Source organism: Paenibacillus sp. GYB006, assembly GCF_036577645.1.
Lineage (GTDB): Bacteria > Bacillota > Bacilli > Paenibacillales > Paenibacillaceae > Paenibacillus.
In genome coordinates this window covers 36,623-51,927 of record NZ_JARBDA010000005.1, presented here as the reverse complement: position 1 = coordinate 51,927, position 15,305 = coordinate 36,623, and the positions used below count along the sequence as shown (strand labels likewise).

The 15,305-nt window shown below is 42.9% G+C and carries 14 protein-coding genes and 1 other annotated feature; of the genes, 13 read left to right on the top strand and 1 reads right to left on the bottom strand.

From position 1 onward, the window contains the following. The 6 genes from PV403_RS13665 to PV403_RS13640 all read left to right on the top strand — a co-directional run bounded on the left by PV403_RS13665 (position 1) and on the right by PV403_RS13640 (position 6,389). On the top strand, positions 1-471 hold the full coding sequence (locus PV403_RS13665) for a cell division protein SepF (RefSeq protein ID WP_213530000.1): 471 nt from the start codon (positions 1-3) through the stop codon (positions 469-471). Position 472: 1 nt separating this feature from the next. Next, on the top strand, positions 473-748 hold the full coding sequence (locus PV403_RS13660) for a YggT family protein (protein WP_213529999.1): 276 nt from the start codon (positions 473-475) through the stop codon (positions 746-748). Positions 749-801: 53 nt separating this feature from the next. Continuing rightward, positions 802-1,584: a YlmH family RNA-binding protein gene (locus PV403_RS13655; RefSeq protein ID WP_332085033.1), complete on the top strand. Its 783-nt coding sequence runs from the start codon at positions 802-804 to the stop codon at positions 1,582-1,584. Positions 1,585-1,805: 221 nt separating this feature from the next. After that, a complete protein-coding gene (locus PV403_RS13650; RefSeq protein ID WP_213529995.1) occupies positions 1,806-2,315 on the top strand; it encodes a DivIVA domain-containing protein in 510 nt (169 codons plus the stop codon). A gap of 120 nt (positions 2,316-2,435) precedes the next feature. Continuing rightward, positions 2,436-2,751: a binding site (T-box leader), on the top strand. Between the two features lie 63 nt (positions 2,752-2,814). After that, entirely contained in the window at positions 2,815-5,904 is a 3,090-nt protein-coding gene (ileS, locus tag PV403_RS13645; RefSeq protein ID WP_332085032.1) for an isoleucine--tRNA ligase, read from the top strand. Positions 5,905-6,113: 209 nt separating this feature from the next. Beyond that, entirely contained in the window at positions 6,114-6,389 is a 276-nt protein-coding gene (locus tag PV403_RS13640) for a DUF5665 domain-containing protein (RefSeq protein WP_332085148.1), read from the top strand. A 1-nt stretch (position 6,390) separates the two neighbouring features. Here the strand turns inward: PV403_RS13640 and PV403_RS13635 are convergent, their stop codons facing one another. Further along, a complete protein-coding gene (locus PV403_RS13635; RefSeq protein WP_213529991.1) occupies positions 6,391-7,125 on the bottom strand; it encodes a TraR/DksA C4-type zinc finger protein in 735 nt (244 codons plus the stop codon). Positions 7,126-7,359: 234 nt separating this feature from the next. On the opposite strand from PV403_RS13635, the gene lspA reads away from it, so the two are divergent. The 7 genes from lspA to carA all read left to right on the top strand — a co-directional run bounded on the left by lspA (position 7,360) and on the right by carA (position 15,305). Beyond that, on the top strand, positions 7,360-7,860 hold the full coding sequence (gene lspA / locus PV403_RS13630; RefSeq protein WP_213530274.1) for a signal peptidase II: 501 nt from the start codon (positions 7,360-7,362) through the stop codon (positions 7,858-7,860). 2 nt (positions 7,861-7,862) lie between these two features. Further along, entirely contained in the window at positions 7,863-8,804 is a 942-nt protein-coding gene (locus PV403_RS13625; RefSeq protein ID WP_213529989.1) for an RluA family pseudouridine synthase, read from the top strand. A gap of 274 nt (positions 8,805-9,078) precedes the next feature. After that, a complete protein-coding gene (locus tag PV403_RS13620) occupies positions 9,079-10,332 on the top strand; it encodes an LL-diaminopimelate aminotransferase (RefSeq protein WP_332085030.1) in 1,254 nt (417 codons plus the stop codon). A gap of 828 nt (positions 10,333-11,160) precedes the next feature. Further along, positions 11,161-11,715, top strand: a complete 555-nt coding sequence (pyrR, locus tag PV403_RS13615) for a bifunctional pyr operon transcriptional regulator/uracil phosphoribosyltransferase PyrR (protein ID WP_160034257.1) — start codon at positions 11,161-11,163, stop codon at positions 11,713-11,715. Beyond that, positions 11,712-12,626 carry an aspartate carbamoyltransferase catalytic subunit gene (locus PV403_RS13610; protein WP_332085028.1) on the top strand — a complete coding sequence of 305 codons (915 nt, stop codon included), beginning with the start codon at positions 11,712-11,714 and terminating at the stop codon, positions 12,624-12,626. Before pyrR ends, PV403_RS13610 begins: the two co-directional genes overlap by 4 nt. A 113-nt stretch (positions 12,627-12,739) precedes the next feature. Next, entirely contained in the window at positions 12,740-14,062 is a 1,323-nt protein-coding gene (locus tag PV403_RS13605) for a dihydroorotase (protein WP_332085027.1), read from the top strand. A gap of 100 nt (positions 14,063-14,162) precedes the next feature. Further along, positions 14,163-15,305 carry a glutamine-hydrolyzing carbamoyl-phosphate synthase small subunit gene (gene carA / locus PV403_RS13600; RefSeq protein ID WP_213529983.1) on the top strand — a complete coding sequence of 381 codons (1,143 nt, stop codon included), beginning with the start codon at positions 14,163-14,165 and terminating at the stop codon, positions 15,303-15,305.

Below are 15,305 nucleotides of genomic sequence, written 5' to 3'. Positions count from 1 at the left end.
ATGAGTGTAATGAATAAATTCATGAATTTTTTTGGGTTGCAGGAAGAAGAAGAGATTATTGAGCGTGAACAAGTAAATAATACACGTAATGATGAACAGGAACAAGAAGTTGAAACCCCGAACTTCGATAAACGTAGAAATCAGAAGGGAAATAATGTGGTGAGTATCCATTCCCAAAAAAATGTAAAAGTCGTTCTCTACGAACCACGCAGTTATGATGAAGCTCAAGAGATTGCGGATCATATTCGTGCTCATCGCACCGTTGTGATCAATCTTCAGCGTGTTCGCAAAGATCAAGCTTTGCGGATTATCGATTTCTTAAGCGGAACGGTATATGCACTGGGTGGGGGCATTTCCAAAATAGGCGGGAATATTTTCTTGTGCACACCAGATACGGTGGAGATTCAAGGAACAATCGCGGAGATTTTGGCTGAAAGTGAGAGCGACGCAGATTACGGCAGAATGAGGTGAATTGTTTTTGGAGATTGTAGTTCAAGCAATCACAGCTATAGTAGATATTTACTACTGGCTGATTCTTATTTATATCTTAATGTCTTGGTTGCCTAATGCACGTGAGAGTAAGTTTGGAGAAATAATAGGCAAATTTGTAGAGCCATATCTTGCGCCTTTCCGGCGTTTTATACCGCCAATCTTCGGTATGATTGATATCTCTCCAATCATTGCGCTTTTTGCTCTGCGTTATGCAGCAATGGGACTCATTGCTATTCTAAGCAGTATATTGACGTAGATTATACGAATGCCTTTAGGTAAGTATGATATGCAAAGCAGGGTGATCTTGAAATGAAAACAGAAGTTTACGATCATTTTCACCCCGATGAACGGGATTTTGTAGACAAAGCCTGGGAGTGGGTCGAACGTGCGGGACAGTTTCATGAGATGAAACTGACGGACTTTCTCGATCCTCGCCAGGCTTATATTTTGGAAACACTTATGAATCGCCGAAGTGATGTGCAGGTACATCTGGATGGGGGTTCAGAAACGGCTGAACGTAAACGTGCACTGGTAGCACCGGATTATGCTTACTTGGAAGAAGAGAGCATGGAACTAGCTGTGCTGTCCATTACTTCAGCCGACCAAAAATTACTACAACTCGAACATGGGGATTATATGGGTGCACTCTTGAGTCTTGGCCTGAAAAGGGGTAAGATTGGAGACATTCATGTGCTTGATGATGGATGCCATACGGTAGTAGCCAAAGAAGTTGCAGATTATTTATCAATACATCTGCATCAGGTTCACCGTGTGAATGTATTTACCGATATTCTGCCGATCGATCAGCTTCGGACGAGTGATGTATCACTTCAGATGATGGATCTGACGGTAGCTTCTTTGCGTCTCGACGGGATCGCAAGTGATGTGTACAGGCTTAGCCGCAGCAAAATTCTTACGCCCATCAAGGCAGGTCGCTGTAAAGTGAACTTCCGAGTAACAGAAGATCCGTCGAAAGCTCTTCGGGCAGGAGACGTAGTATCTGTTCAAGGGTTAGGACGTTTTAAAGTTGTGGAAATAGATGGGGTTACTAAAAAAGGACGTTATCGTGTCAAAGTCGGCAAATTTGTCTAAGTATGTTGCAGGAATTCTGCTCTTCTTGTCGAAAAGTATACGTCTAGGCATTATGACAACGTATGAAGTTGCCGATATAAACTACATGTTGATATACAGGTGGTGAATATTACATTATTCCGTAAGTCTTCTGCTCCCTATGGTGGCAGAAGGTTCACCATTATTTTTTTTGTTTCATAAATCTCCTTTTTCGGAGGTTAATTTTATAGGAGGTGGACAGTATGCCGCTTACACCGCTGGACATACATAATAAAGAGTTCTCTCGCAGAATTCGTGGGTATGATGAGGATGAGGTTAACGAATTCCTGGATCAAGTCATCAAAGATTATGAGGCTGTGATCCGCGAGAATAAGGAACTTAATAACCAGCTGCTGTCCGTGCAGGAGAAGCTGGATCATTTCTCAAACATTGAGGAGACGCTGAGTAAGACTATTATCGTTGCTCAAGAAGCTGCAGATGAAGTGAAGAATAATTCGAAGAAAGAAGCGCAGCTGATCGTGAAGGAAGCGGAGAAGAATGCAGACCGCATCATAAACGAAGCTTTGTCGAAGTCACGCAAGATTTCGATGGAAGTAGAAGAGCTGAAGAAACAGGCTTCGATCTATCGAGCGCGTTTCCGTACGCTTGTGGAAGCTCAGCTTGAATTATTGACACAGGATGGATGGGAAGCGTTGGAGAACCGAGAATTTGAGCTTCGTGAGCATGAACGTGAAATGAAAGAAATTTATTAATATTTCATTTATTTGGATATGATAAAGATATGAGCGGATCATGAACTATTTGCAGGCTATTGATCCGGTTGACTTTTTTTATAAAAGAGGCTATAAATATTCTTATATGAATTTCATATTTTATTTTTGATGATGGGAATCAGTACGTTGTGAAGATTGTTCACAGAGAGTTGGCGGTTGGTGCAAGCCAATGAACAGGTCATGACCGAATATCCTCCCGGAGAAGTGAAGCCGAAAGGATCTGCATATTACGATGGTACTTGCGGATACGAATAAGCTGATACCGTAAGCCGAACGTTATATCGGCTCCTTATGGAAGTTTCATAAGGATTAAAGAGCTGTCTCTATGCTCATCGTGATGATCATGAATTTGATTAAAGCGAGCAGGCTGGAGATGGAACTAGGGTGGTAACGCGAGAACAGTCTCGTCCCTTTTGGGATGAGGCTTTTTTTATTTTTCTAAATATAGTAATGCGCTATAAAGAAAGGGAGTTTGAAGATGAAACGAGTCGATGTCAAAGAAAAAGCTCGCGCTCGCGAGCAGCGCATCCTCAGTAAATGGAATGCAGAAGATACATTTAAAAAATCAATTGAGAATCGTGAAGGTAGGCCCAATTACGTTCTCTATGAAGGACCTCCTACAGCGAATGGTGCTCCGCATATCGGGCACGTACTTGGCCGCGTTATTAAAGACTTTGTAGGTCGCTATCAAACGATGAACGGCTACCGTGTGGTCCGTAAAGCAGGATGGGATACTCACGGCCTTCCCGTAGAGCTTGGTGTAGAGAAGCAGCTTGGCATCAACGGAAAACATGAGATTGAAAACTACGGCGTAGAAGCTTTTATCAAGAAGTGTAAAGCTAGTGTGTTTGAATATGAGCACAAATGGCGTGAACTAACCGAGGCAATCGGGTACTGGACGGATTTGGATCATCCTTACGTTACACTTGATAACAAATACATCGAAAGTGTGTGGAATATTCTTGCAACGATCCATGACAAAGGGCTTCTTTATCGCGGACATCGTGTTAGCCCATACTGTCCTTGCTGTCAGACAACGCTTAGTTCTCATGAAGTAGCTCAAGGATACGAAGACGTTAAGGATCTGAGTGCAACAGCCAAATTCAAACTGGATGATCGTGATGAATATATTCTGGCTTGGACGACAACACCTTGGACGCTTCCTGCTCACGTGGCACTTGCTGTAAATCCAGACATGGAATATGCACGAGTGAAACAAGAAGACGGCACATACATCGTGGCGAAGAACTTGGTAGAAAAAGTGATGAAAGGCGATTATGAAGTTCTTTCTACACTGAAAGGTTCGGAGCTTGTGGGTCTTACTTATACACCGCCGTTTAATTACATCAAAGCAGAAAAAGCAAACATTGTAGTTGGAGCAAGCTTTGTAACAGATGCAAGCGGTACAGGTATCGTTCATATGGCTCCTGCTCACGGGGAAGATGACTATAAAACTTGTCGTGAGAATGGAATCAGCTTTGTAAGTGTAGTTAATTCCGCAGGGAAGTATACAGAAGAAGTTACTGACTTTGCAGGACGTTTTGTAAAAGATTGTGACCTTGATATCGTGAAGTATCTGTCCGAACAAGGCACGCTTTACAGCAAAGAAAAAATCGAACACAGCTATCCGTTCTGCTGGCGTTGTAAATCACCGCTTCTCTACTATGCTATGGACAGCTGGTTTATCGAAACAACAGCTGTGAAAGATCAGCTGATTGCCAATAACAATACAGTAGAATGGTATCCTGGTCATGTTCGTGAAGGACGTTTCGGTAAGTTCCTTGAAGATCTCGTTGACTGGAATATCAGCCGTAACCGCTACTGGGGTACTCCACTGAACGTATGGGTATGTCAGGACTGCGATGGACAATTTTCACCGCATAGCCATGAGGAACTTCGTAAACATGCGGTAGGCGAAGTGAGTGAGGATCTTGAACTTCATAAGCCATATGTAGATGAAGTGAAAGTACACTGTACACACTGTGAAAATGGGGTAATGGAAAGAACTTCCGAAGTGATTGATGTATGGTTTGACAGTGGTTCGATGCCATTTGCACAGCATCACTATCCTTTTGAGAATAAGGAAACATTTGAACAGCAGTATCCTGCAGACATGATCTGTGAAGGGATTGACCAGACTCGTGGTTGGTTCTACAGCTTGCTTGCGGTATCCACTTTATTTACTGGCAAAGCTCCTTATAAAGCAGTTATGGCAACAGGTCATATCCTGGATGAGAATGGACAAAAAATGTCCAAATCGAAAGGAAATGTAATTGATCCATGGGAGATCATTAATGAATATGGTACAGATGCATTCCGCTGGGCACTACTTGCAGACAGTGCGCCTTGGAACAGCAAACGTTTCTCCAAAGGGATCGTAGGCGAAGCAAAATCAAAAGTGATTGACACGATTGTAAATACACATGCGTTCCTTGCGCTGTATGCTGATATTGATGGATATGATCCAAAAGAGCATCCGTTTAACGGCTCTGAGAACAAGCTGGATCGCTGGGTGCTGTCACGTCTGAACTCGCTCATTGCCAAAGTTCGTAAAGGACTTGAAGTGAATGACTTCCTGAATGCTGCGAAATCGATCGAAGTATTCGTTGATGAGCTGAGTAACTGGTATATCCGCCGTTCCCGTGATCGTTTCTGGGGAAGTGGCCTTAGCGAAGACAAACTGGCTGCTTATGGTACGCTGACAGAAGTGCTGCTTACTTTGTCCAAAGTAATGGCGCCATTTACACCAATGTTGGCTGAAGATGTATACGGAAACCTTGGCGGTGAAGGCAGCGTTCACTTGGCTGATTATCCGGTTGCCAATGAATCTCTCATTGACGAAAAACTCGAGCAAGATATGGAGACAGCACGTAATATTGTTGAACTTGCGCGGAACGTTCGTAATGAGACAGGAATTAAGACACGTCAGCCTTTGTCCGCTCTGATTGTATCTCTGCATCAAGATTTCGATCTGCCAGGATATGAAGAGATCATCAAAGATGAGATCAATGTGAAAACAATTGAAGTAGAAACAAGCGACAGCGGCTTTGTTGATTTCTCATTGAAATTGAATTTGAAAGTAGCAGGTAAAAAATACGGTAAAAATGTAGGCTTCCTGCAAAACCATTTTAAAGGCATGACCGCAGATGAAACTCGTTCGGTTGTAGAGTCTGGAGAATTCAACATTGTCTCCCCAGAAGGAACTGAACTTCACGTTACTAGCGAGGAACTTCTGATCGAGAAAAAAGCAAAAGAAGGATTTGCTGCCGCATCGGGTTACGGTCTGACTGTTGCGCTGAACACGGAAATCACACCAGAACTTGAGCAAGAAGGTTTGGTTCGCGAGGTTGTTCGTGCCGTTCAGGATACAAGAAAGAAACTGGATCTTCCAATTGAAAAACGAGTAAACCTTATGCTTGATGTTGATAATGAGCTAAAAGCGGCGATTGAAGCATTTGAAGATGTACTTCGTGAAAATGTACTCGTAACCGATGTTTCCTTTGGTACTTCGGAAGATATGGAAAAAGTAGAAGCGGGATCTAAAACGATTGGTGTTAAAATCTCGTAAGATATGTATAGGTAGAGGCTAATTCGGTTTTAAAGCGGATATAATAGCATAAAGAACGATATGTAAAAACGAGCCTGAGGGAAATACATTTCCCCTGGCTCGTTTCCGCTTTTTTAATCCTATAAAGGAAAGGATAAGACCACTTAGCGATGACCACAAATCAGAAAGCATCAGATGAAATAAAAGAACTTGAAGAGCAAATTGATGAAATGCACGGGTTGTTACAAAAATTAGCTACGAGCCTTGAGAAGTCACGAATTGCTGATTATACACAGCTCTTATATAGACCGGCGCGACTCATTTGGCTTAATATTCTTTCAGGTACGGCAAGAGGAGTCGGAATAGCGATTGGTTTTACCTTTTTTGCAGCAACCATCATATATCTCCTTCAGATGCTGGGAGCGTTAAATCTACCCATCGTTGGAGACTACATTGCAGATATCGTACGTATTGTTCAAAGACAATTAGAGCTGGATACGCTGTGATTTAATCGTCACCCGGAAGAACATCGGGGGCAAGAATGTTCATTCCTTCGTCATCCTCAAGGTATTTACGATATTGGTTATTTCTTAGAACATATACATTTTCTCCATAGATATCGGTTGCCAGAAAGCTTTCGTAAGCTTCCACGCATCCATCAATTTCTTCCGATGCTTCAATGTACATCGCATTGTAATCATCAACGTTATTGCTTTCAGCTAGAGCAGGAGTATTAGAGTTTCCCCAGCTTTCAACGATTTGCCAGGCATCTTCGCCGTCAAAACCATTCTGAGTATCCTTTTCATCCAGGCTTGTTCTGCCAAATGGAGGGGTAAGGAACTCTTCTTCGACTGGGCGATCATTAGAAACGACGGTTTCTGGGGCATGTTCTCTACAATAAATGGTATAGGGTACAGCTTCTAGCCGTTCGTAAGGAATCGGCTTACTGCATACGGCGCATACGCCGTAATCGCCTTTTTCCATAAGGGCTAATGCAGAGTCGATGCGCTCCAGCATAAATTCATCATGTTCGTTTAAGGAAATGTCTTTTGCTCGTTCGAACATTTCAGTACCTACATCACCGGGATGATTATCAATCGTGGAAAGTTCTCCTGCTTGATAACGCATGGAGCCGCTAAGTCCATAGTGATCATTGGTTTTGTCACGGTGTTCAATATCTTGTTTTCGCTCAAGAAGCTGCTTGCGCAAACCTTCCATCTCTTGCTTACTAAGATGCGTCATGGGCATGAATGCTCCTTTACTTGTTACTTGCTTGTGTAGTAATAAAATTGCACTGTCTTGGTGTCTGTATAGAGTGCGCAAAAAGCAAAGGTTTTAGAGAAGGTGTATTTTGCATAATTGGGAGTGAACTCTCTCTATCACTTCAAATAGACGCTGTTCCAGCGGGTGTGCTACAATAAATAAGGCATTACCCATCGAATGGTAAAAGACAATGAACGGAGTGACAAAAACACGGTGATCTATTACGTTATTGCTTTGATTATTTTTCTGGTGGATCAAGGAAGTAAATGGCTCGTCAAAACCAATATGGATTTGGGCCAAGAAATTTCGGTGATCGGAGACTTTTTCTATATTACTTCTCACCGTAACCGGGGAGCGGCTTTCGGTATTCTCCAAGATCAGCGTTGGTTTTTTATTGTAGTAACCATTATTGTGGTAATCGCACTCGTTTGGTATATCCAAAAAATTAAATCCCAGCCTGATAAATTGCTCCCACTGGCTTTATCACTAGTTCTTGCAGGAGCTATTGGTAACTTTTTGGATCGCCTGCTAATGGGTGAAGTCGTTGATTTCTTTAAATTTAATTTTGGAAGCTATACGTTTCCGATTTTTAACGTTGCCGATTCTGCGATTGTAGTGGGGGTAGCTCTTATTATCTTGGACACACTACTTGAATCAAGAAGAGAAAAGCAACGTGAAGATCAACAAGAAGGTCAACAAGAAGGGAAGGAATAAAGATGACAGATCGGTCCGAACAAGAATCGGCTCAAGACATCCAGGAGTGGACCGTCACTGCTGATTATGCAAAGGAACGAATTGATAAATATATTACGGAGAGCATGGATGACGTTTCCCGTTCTCAGGTTCAATTGTGGATTGCAGACGGTCATGTTACCGTAAACGGTGCAAAAGTAAAATCGAACTATAAGCTCAGTGAAGGAGATAACATTACGGTTATCGTCCCAGAGCCGACGGCAGTAGAAATCATTCCTGAAAATATTCCACTAAATGTGGTATATGAAGATGCAAGCGTCATTGTAGTGAACAAACAAAGAGGACTTGTTGTGCACCCGGCGCCGGGTCATACTTCAGGAACTCTGGTGAATGCACTTATGTATCATTGTAAAGATTTGTCTGGTATTAACGGCGAACTTCGTCCGGGAATTGTTCACCGGATTGATAAAGATACATCGGGTCTCCTCATGGCTGCTAAGAATGATAAGGCACATGCCTCGCTTGCTGCTCAGCTGAAAGAGCACAGTGTGAATCGTCGTTATATTGCACTGGTACACGGTCATGTACAGCATGATCAGGGAACCGTGGATGCTCCTATTGGGCGCGACACAAATGACCGTAAAATGTTTACCGTAACGGATCGCAATAGCAAAGAAGCAATAACCCATTTTACTGTATTAGAACGTCTTGGCGACTATACACTGCTTGAATTGAAGCTGGAGACAGGCCGTACGCATCAGATCAGAGTACACATGAAGTTTATTGGTCATCCTCTCGTTGGTGATCCCATGTATGGCCGGAATAAAGGGATAAAAATGAATGGCCAGGCACTTCATGCTCAGACGCTTGGTTTTGTACATCCGGATACAGGGGAACAGATGGAGTTCACCGCTCCACTGCCGCAAGATATGGAAGATGTGCTTGCTTCTTTGCGAAGCAGGTAGTTGATTTTTACTTTAAGTTTAAAATCAGTTCATTAAGAGTGTCGCTTTAAGCGGCGCTCTTTTTTTTGTGCTTCATTCATAATTAATGGTGCTTTCGTGCAAACTAAATGAAAAGCTTAAAGCGTATAATATTGGGTATATAGTGTTATAAGCGTCACTCAGCATGAAATGATAGTGCAAATGATCGGATGTATAGTCCATGGTTTTAACGAACAGAATCCTTCATATTTATACATGGAGATATTCGTTACACAAGGAGATGAAGATACGCGATATGAGTACTAATAAATATCAAGAAACTTTCATTCAAACGAGTTTTGCCGATCGAATCGGCGGTGCGAACTATGGTAAAGACACCAACATTTATAAATTCGAAAAAATAAAACGAGCAAAACAAGCAGCAAAAAAGGACTTCCCAAATATTGAACTCATTGACCTTGGAGTTGGTGAACCAGATGAGATGGCAGACGCAGGGATTGTTGCAAAGCTTGCTGAAGAAGCTGCAAAGGCCGAAAACCGGGGTTACGCGGATAACGGGATTCCTGAATTTAAGGAAGCTGCCGCTAAATACTTAGAAGAAGTGTTTGGGGTAGAAGGAATCGATCCTGTATCCGAAGTCGTACATTCCATTGGTTCAAAACCGGCGCTGGCTATGATCCCATCTGTATTTATTAATCCTGGGGATGTTGCGATCCTGACTGTACCTGGATATCCGGTTCTCGGAACTCACACCAAATATCTTGGCGGAGAAGTGTACAACGTACAGCTCACCAAAGAAAACAACTTCTTACCGGATCTAGCGTCTATTCCAGAGGAAATTGCTCACCGAGCGAAATTGCTTTACTTGAATTATCCGAATAACCCAACAGGGGCAAGTGCTACTACGGAATTTTTTACTGAGGTTGTAGAATGGGCTAAGAAATACAACGTTATCGTTGTACATGATGCTCCTTATGCGGCACTTACGTATGATGGTCTCAAACCGCTGAGTTTCTTATCCGTACCCGGTGCGAAGGATGTGGGTGTTGAGCTTCACTCCCTGTCCAAATCCTACAACATGACAGGATGGCGTATTGGCTTTGTTGCCGGTAACCCTCTTATTGTAAAAGCATTCAGCGATGTAAAGGATAACAATGATTCGGGTCAGTTTATAGCGATTCAAAAAGCGGCAGCGTATGGATTGTCCCATCCGGAAATCACTGAAAAGATTGCAGAGAAATATTCTCGCCGTCACGATATGCTGGTGGAAACTCTTAACGAACTTGGATTCAGAGCGGAAAAGCCGAAAGGTTCTTTCTTCTTATATGTTGAAGCTCCAAAAGGGATCAAAGGCGGACGTCGTTTCGAGACTGGAGAAGACTTCTCTCAATTCCTGATCCGCGAGAAGTTAATCTCCACTGTACCTTGGGATGATGCAGGTCATTTTGTTCGTTTTTCCGTTACGTTTGAAGCGAAAGGCGAAGCTGAGGAGAGACGTGTGATGGAAGAGATCAAACGCCGTTTAAGCGACGTAGAATTTGAATTTTAATCGTAGTCATTCTTTAGTCTCACTTTAGTCTTAGTTAAAGAATAAGGATGCAACCTTCTGGTTGTGTCCTTTTTTTACGTGATCTTGAGCCGCAGCAGCTTCATAAAAGATCCATGTGATACATTTCACAGTATTGTCAAGGTTAGAACGACAAAAGGAATAATTTCAAGCTACAATAAGGTTATAAAATAAAGAGGGGGACGTTACTAATGGCGTTTATTGCAATGGTCGCGTTGATTATGGTCTTGGGGTTCACTGGAATTACTTTTCTCTTTAAAAGATTGGCGAAAGACGATCACTAATAAATTTTAGAACCGACAATATATATGGAACAAAAATAAATGTAGAGGACCTGGTGCTGCCAGGTCTTTTTTTATTGAGAAAAGAAAAAAGAATGGATATTTATACATAATTAACGTATAATTATAAAAATAAGAGCGATTAAATTGCATAATGACCGGTGTTTAATGTATAAATGATTGTGCTGAAACCCTTTTATCAATCAAGGTGTTGACAGAGGATAAGCTATCTGTCATAATTCATGTTAATGAAGATTTGTTTGAAATTGGTTAATCCTGAGAGGTTAACATTCAGACAAATACATGAATAGCACCTTTAAATCAGTCCCGTGAGACTGGCAAGGTAACGTGATTGGACCCGTTCAAAGCTGCGGCTTTTGTTTCGGATGTCCTTTAGAGCTTAATGACCCGGCGTACGCCTGCCGCGGTTATAAGACTCCTTGCCATGATTTTACGGCAGGGAGTCTTTTTTTTATCTCTTCACGGGACCACTGGTAAAAGGGAAATCCAGAGGAGGTTCGTAAAGCACATGAGTAATGAAGCACATGTCATTATGGATGAGATTGGAATCCGCAGAGCACTAACAAGGATTGCACATGAAATTTTAGAGAAGAACAAAGGAATTGATGACTGTATTCTTGTTGGAATTCGGACCAGAGGAGTTTACCTCGCTGAACGAATTGCAGCGAAGATCGAAGAGATTGAAGGAAAGAAAGTTCCTTGTATCGATCTGGATGTTACTCCTTACCGGGATGATCGGGGTACTGAGGGTAGCAAGAAGAACGAAGAGATTCAGAAGCAGTTAAAAGAAGTAACTCACAATAAAAAAGTAATTTTGTTTGATGATGTATTATACACAGGCCGAACCATAAGAGCGGCAATGGACGCACTGATGGATAGTGGACGTCCGCAAATGATACAGCTTGCTGTACTGGCAGATCGTGGTCACCGGGAGCTCCCAGTAAGACCCGATTTTATCGGTAAAAATATCCCTTCCTCTCGTTCGGAGTTAATCGATGTAGCTCTGAAAGAAGTTGACGGCGTAGATCAAGTCACCATTCAGAACCGGAGGGAAGAAGGATGACAGTTACAGCGAAGAGTGTGAAAGAGCGGAGTTTGCTCGGTCTAAAAGATCTAAGCGCTAGTGAAATCGAATCCATTCTGAACCGGGCAGCCTACTTCGATGCACAGACTGAGAAGCTGAATCCCATTCTAGCTTCTAAATTCGTGGCTAACATGTTTTTTGAGAACAGTACACGAACTCGTTTTTCATTCGAAATGGCAGAGAAAAGATTGGGAGCTGAAGTGCTGAACTTCGCGGCAGCAGCCTCAAGCGTCGAAAAAGGTGAATCGATCTACGATACGGTACGCACACTCGAATCCATGGGAATCGATGCCGGTGTTATTCGGTTAAAACCGCAAGGCGTGTTGCAAGTACTTGCTGAGAAAGTAAAAGTACCTCTTATTAATGCAGGGGACGGAAATAATGAACATCCAACTCAAGCACTTCTTGATCTCTACACGATGCGACAAACTTTCGGTGAACTTCGCGGCTTGAACGTAGCCATCATCGGAGACATCAAACATAGTAGAGTAGCCCGTTCGAATCTATATGCACTGCAAAAATTCGGAGCGAAAGTCAGCTTCTGCGCACCAGACAGCATGAAAGCTCCTGAGCTAGAAGCACTTGCTCCTTATATCACTCTTGATGAAGCGCTTAAGGCTGACGTTGTGATGTTGCTGCGTGTCCAGTTAGAGCGTCATGATAAAGGAATTGATATGAAAGCGGATGAATATCGCGAAAATTACGGACTTACGGAAGAGCGAGCTGCTAAACTGAGTCCGAAAACGATCATCATGCACCCTGCTCCAGTTAACCGGAATGTAGAGATTGACGATGCGGTTGTAGAAAGTCCGGCATCCCGAATTTTCCCGCAAATGTCAAATGGGGTTCCAATCCGCATGGCAGTTATGGAGAGAGCTTTGATTCTATAATAGAAGAATTCGAAAATATGGGCATTTGTTAACCCTTGCAGTAGTCAAAACATACAATTTAAACATAATGTCCGTTGTTACGATAAAACGGTACCGGAGCGGAGGAAATAACTATGTTACAAATGATTAAAAATGCAAGTGTACTGAATAAAGCTGGGGAACTCGAACAAAAGAACATTCTCATTTCCGAAGGTAAGATTTTGAGTATACACGATGCTGAAGAGGGTTTTGTATTAACCTTTGATAATGAAACGAACCCTAGCGATGTAAACATAGAAGAGATTGATGTAGAAGGAAAATTGGTAGTCCCGGGTCTGATTGATATGCACGTACATTTGAGAGAACCAGGATTTGAACATAAAGAAACAATTGAGTCCGGCAGCCGTTCTGCTGTAAAAGGTGGATTTACCACAATCGCTTGTATGCCGAATACAAGACCAGTAACAGACGATCCCGAAACAGTACAGCTGGTACTAGATAAAGCAAAAGAAGCGGATCTTGCTAAAGTACTTCCTTACGCTGCAATTACCGTAAATGAACTTGGTCGCGATCTGACTGATTTTGATGCACTCAAAGCAGCGGGTGCAATCGGATTTACCGATGACGGTGTTGGTGTACAAAGTGCACAAATGATGAAAGATGCTATGAAAAAAGCGGCGGCGATGGATATGCCAGTTATTGCTCACTGTGAAGACAACTCCTTGGTAGAAGGAGCTTGCGTAGCAGAAGGCGCTTTTGCCGAGAAACATGGTCTGAAAGGCATTCCGAATGAGTCAGAAGCGATTCATGTTGGACGTGATATCTTACTGGCTGAAGCAACGGGCGTACATTATCATGTCTGCCATGTGAGTACAGAGCAATCGGTTCGACTGATCCGTGAAGCGAAGAAAATCGGAATTAAAGTAACAGCTGAGGTTTGTCCTCACCATCTGATTTTGGCAGATGAAGACATTCCGAGTCTGGATGCGAACTGGAAAATGAACCCTCCACTGCGCTCGCGCCGTGATGTAGAAGCATGTATCGAAGGACTTGAGGATGGCACAATCGATATTATTGTTACAGATCACGCACCGCACAGCGAAGAAGAAAAAGCAAAAGGAATGGAACTTGCACCATTCGGTATCGTTGGTTTTGAAACAGCATTCCCGCTGCTCTATACAAAGTTTGTGGCAACAGGAAAATGGAGTCTTTCCTTCCTGGTAGAGAAAATGACGACTGAACCAGCTCGGGTATTCCGCCTTGATACGGGACGACTGGAAGAAGGAGCACCAGCGGATATCACGGTCATTGACCTTACTACTGAGCGCGCTGTTGACCCAACCGAGTTTGCTACAAAAGGACGTAATACACCATTTACAGGATGGGAACTTACTGGCTGGCCGGTAATGACTTTCGTAGACGGGAAAAAGGTATATTCTGATCCAGCGTTAAGCTAATAAAAGAAATATTACAACTAACAACGATTTAATGAACTCTTAAATACGGGCTTATTAATAACCAAAATTGAGGCAAGACAACATGAAGGAGTGAAATTGGATGCAGGCACAAGCAAGATTGTTACTAGAAGACGGCACATTGTTCACCGGAAGATCTTTCGGAGCAGAGGGTGAAACAACAGGTGAAGTCGTTTTTAATACAGGAATTACAGGCTACCAAGAGGTGCTGTCTGATCCTTCTTACTGCGGGCAAATCGTAACCATGACTTACCCGCTGATCGGAAACTACGGGATCACACGTGATGATTTTGAATCCATTCGTCCTTATGTTCATGGCTTTGTCACTCGCCGTCATGAACCGGTACCAAGTAACTGGCGCGCAGAATACAGCGTTGATGATCTTTTGAAAGAGTATGGAATTGTAGGAATCAGCGATATCGATACACGGATGTTGACACGCCGTATTCGCCATCATGGAACAATGAAAGGGATTTTGACAACAGGTTCGAAGCCAGTTGAAGAACTTCTGGAAATGATGAAAGATACGACGATTGACGAACTACGCAATCAGGTGCCGCTCACATCAACTAAACACGTATACAGCAGCCCAGGTACAGGAGAGCGAATCGTAGTTGTAGACTATGGCGCGAAAACAGGTATCCTGCGTGAATTGAATAAACGCGGCTGTGACGTAGTGGTCGTACCGCACGATACGACGGCTGATGAAATTCGGAAACTGAATCCAGACGGCATTCAGCTGTCTAACGGCCCTGGGGACCCGAAAGACGTTCCTCATGCGGTAGAGATGATCTCCGAATTGCTTGGCGAATATCCAATCTTCGGGATCTGCCTTGGTCACCAGTTGTTTGCGCTGGCAGCCGGTGCGGATACAGAAAGACTAAAATTTGGTCACCGCGGTGGTAACCATCCGGTCAAAGATTTAGAAACAGGCCGCTGCTATATTACATCTCAAAATCATGGATATACCGTAAATGAAGAGTCGATAAAAGGTACGGACCTGATTGTTACACATATTAACAACAATGATAAATCCATTGAAGGATTAAAACATAAAGAATATCCGGCATTTACAGTACAGTATCATCCAGAAGCAGCACCAGGACCGGAAGATAGTTCCTACTTGTTCGACCGCTTTATTGATATGATTCGTGAACACAAACTTAACCATCCGAAAAAAGCGCGCCAAGCCGTACTTGCCGCAGCAGTGAAGGGAGCACGTTAA

Bases quoted from the DNA above. Each gene is read 5' to 3' on its own strand.
- PV403_RS13665 (WP_213530000.1), top strand. From the start codon at position 1: ATGAGTGTAATGAATAAATTCATGAATTTTTTTGGGTTGCAGGAAGAA.
- PV403_RS13655 (WP_332085033.1), top strand. From the start codon at position 802: ATGAAAACAGAAGTTTACGATCATTTTCACCCCGATGAACGGGATTTT.
- PV403_RS13650 (WP_213529995.1), top strand. From the start codon at position 1,806: ATGCCGCTTACACCGCTGGACATACATAATAAAGAGTTCTCTCGCAGA.
- ileS (WP_332085032.1), top strand. From the start codon at position 2,815: ATGAAACGAGTCGATGTCAAAGAAAAAGCTCGCGCTCGCGAGCAGCGC.
- PV403_RS13640 (WP_332085148.1), top strand. From the start codon at position 6,114: ATGCACGGGTTGTTACAAAAATTAGCTACGAGCCTTGAGAAGTCACGA.
- PV403_RS13635 (WP_213529991.1), bottom strand. From the start codon at position 7,125: ATGACGCATCTTAGTAAGCAAGAGATGGAAGGTTTGCGCAAGCAGCTT.
- PV403_RS13625 (WP_213529989.1), top strand. From the start codon at position 7,863: ATGACAGATCGGTCCGAACAAGAATCGGCTCAAGACATCCAGGAGTGG.
- PV403_RS13620 (WP_332085030.1), top strand. From the start codon at position 9,079: ATGAGTACTAATAAATATCAAGAAACTTTCATTCAAACGAGTTTTGCC.
- pyrR (WP_160034257.1), top strand. From the start codon at position 11,161: ATGAGTAATGAAGCACATGTCATTATGGATGAGATTGGAATCCGCAGA.
- PV403_RS13610 (WP_332085028.1), top strand. From the start codon at position 11,712: ATGACAGTTACAGCGAAGAGTGTGAAAGAGCGGAGTTTGCTCGGTCTA.
- PV403_RS13605 (WP_332085027.1), top strand. From the start codon at position 12,740: ATGTTACAAATGATTAAAAATGCAAGTGTACTGAATAAAGCTGGGGAA.
- carA (WP_213529983.1), top strand. From the start codon at position 14,163: ATGCAGGCACAAGCAAGATTGTTACTAGAAGACGGCACATTGTTCACC.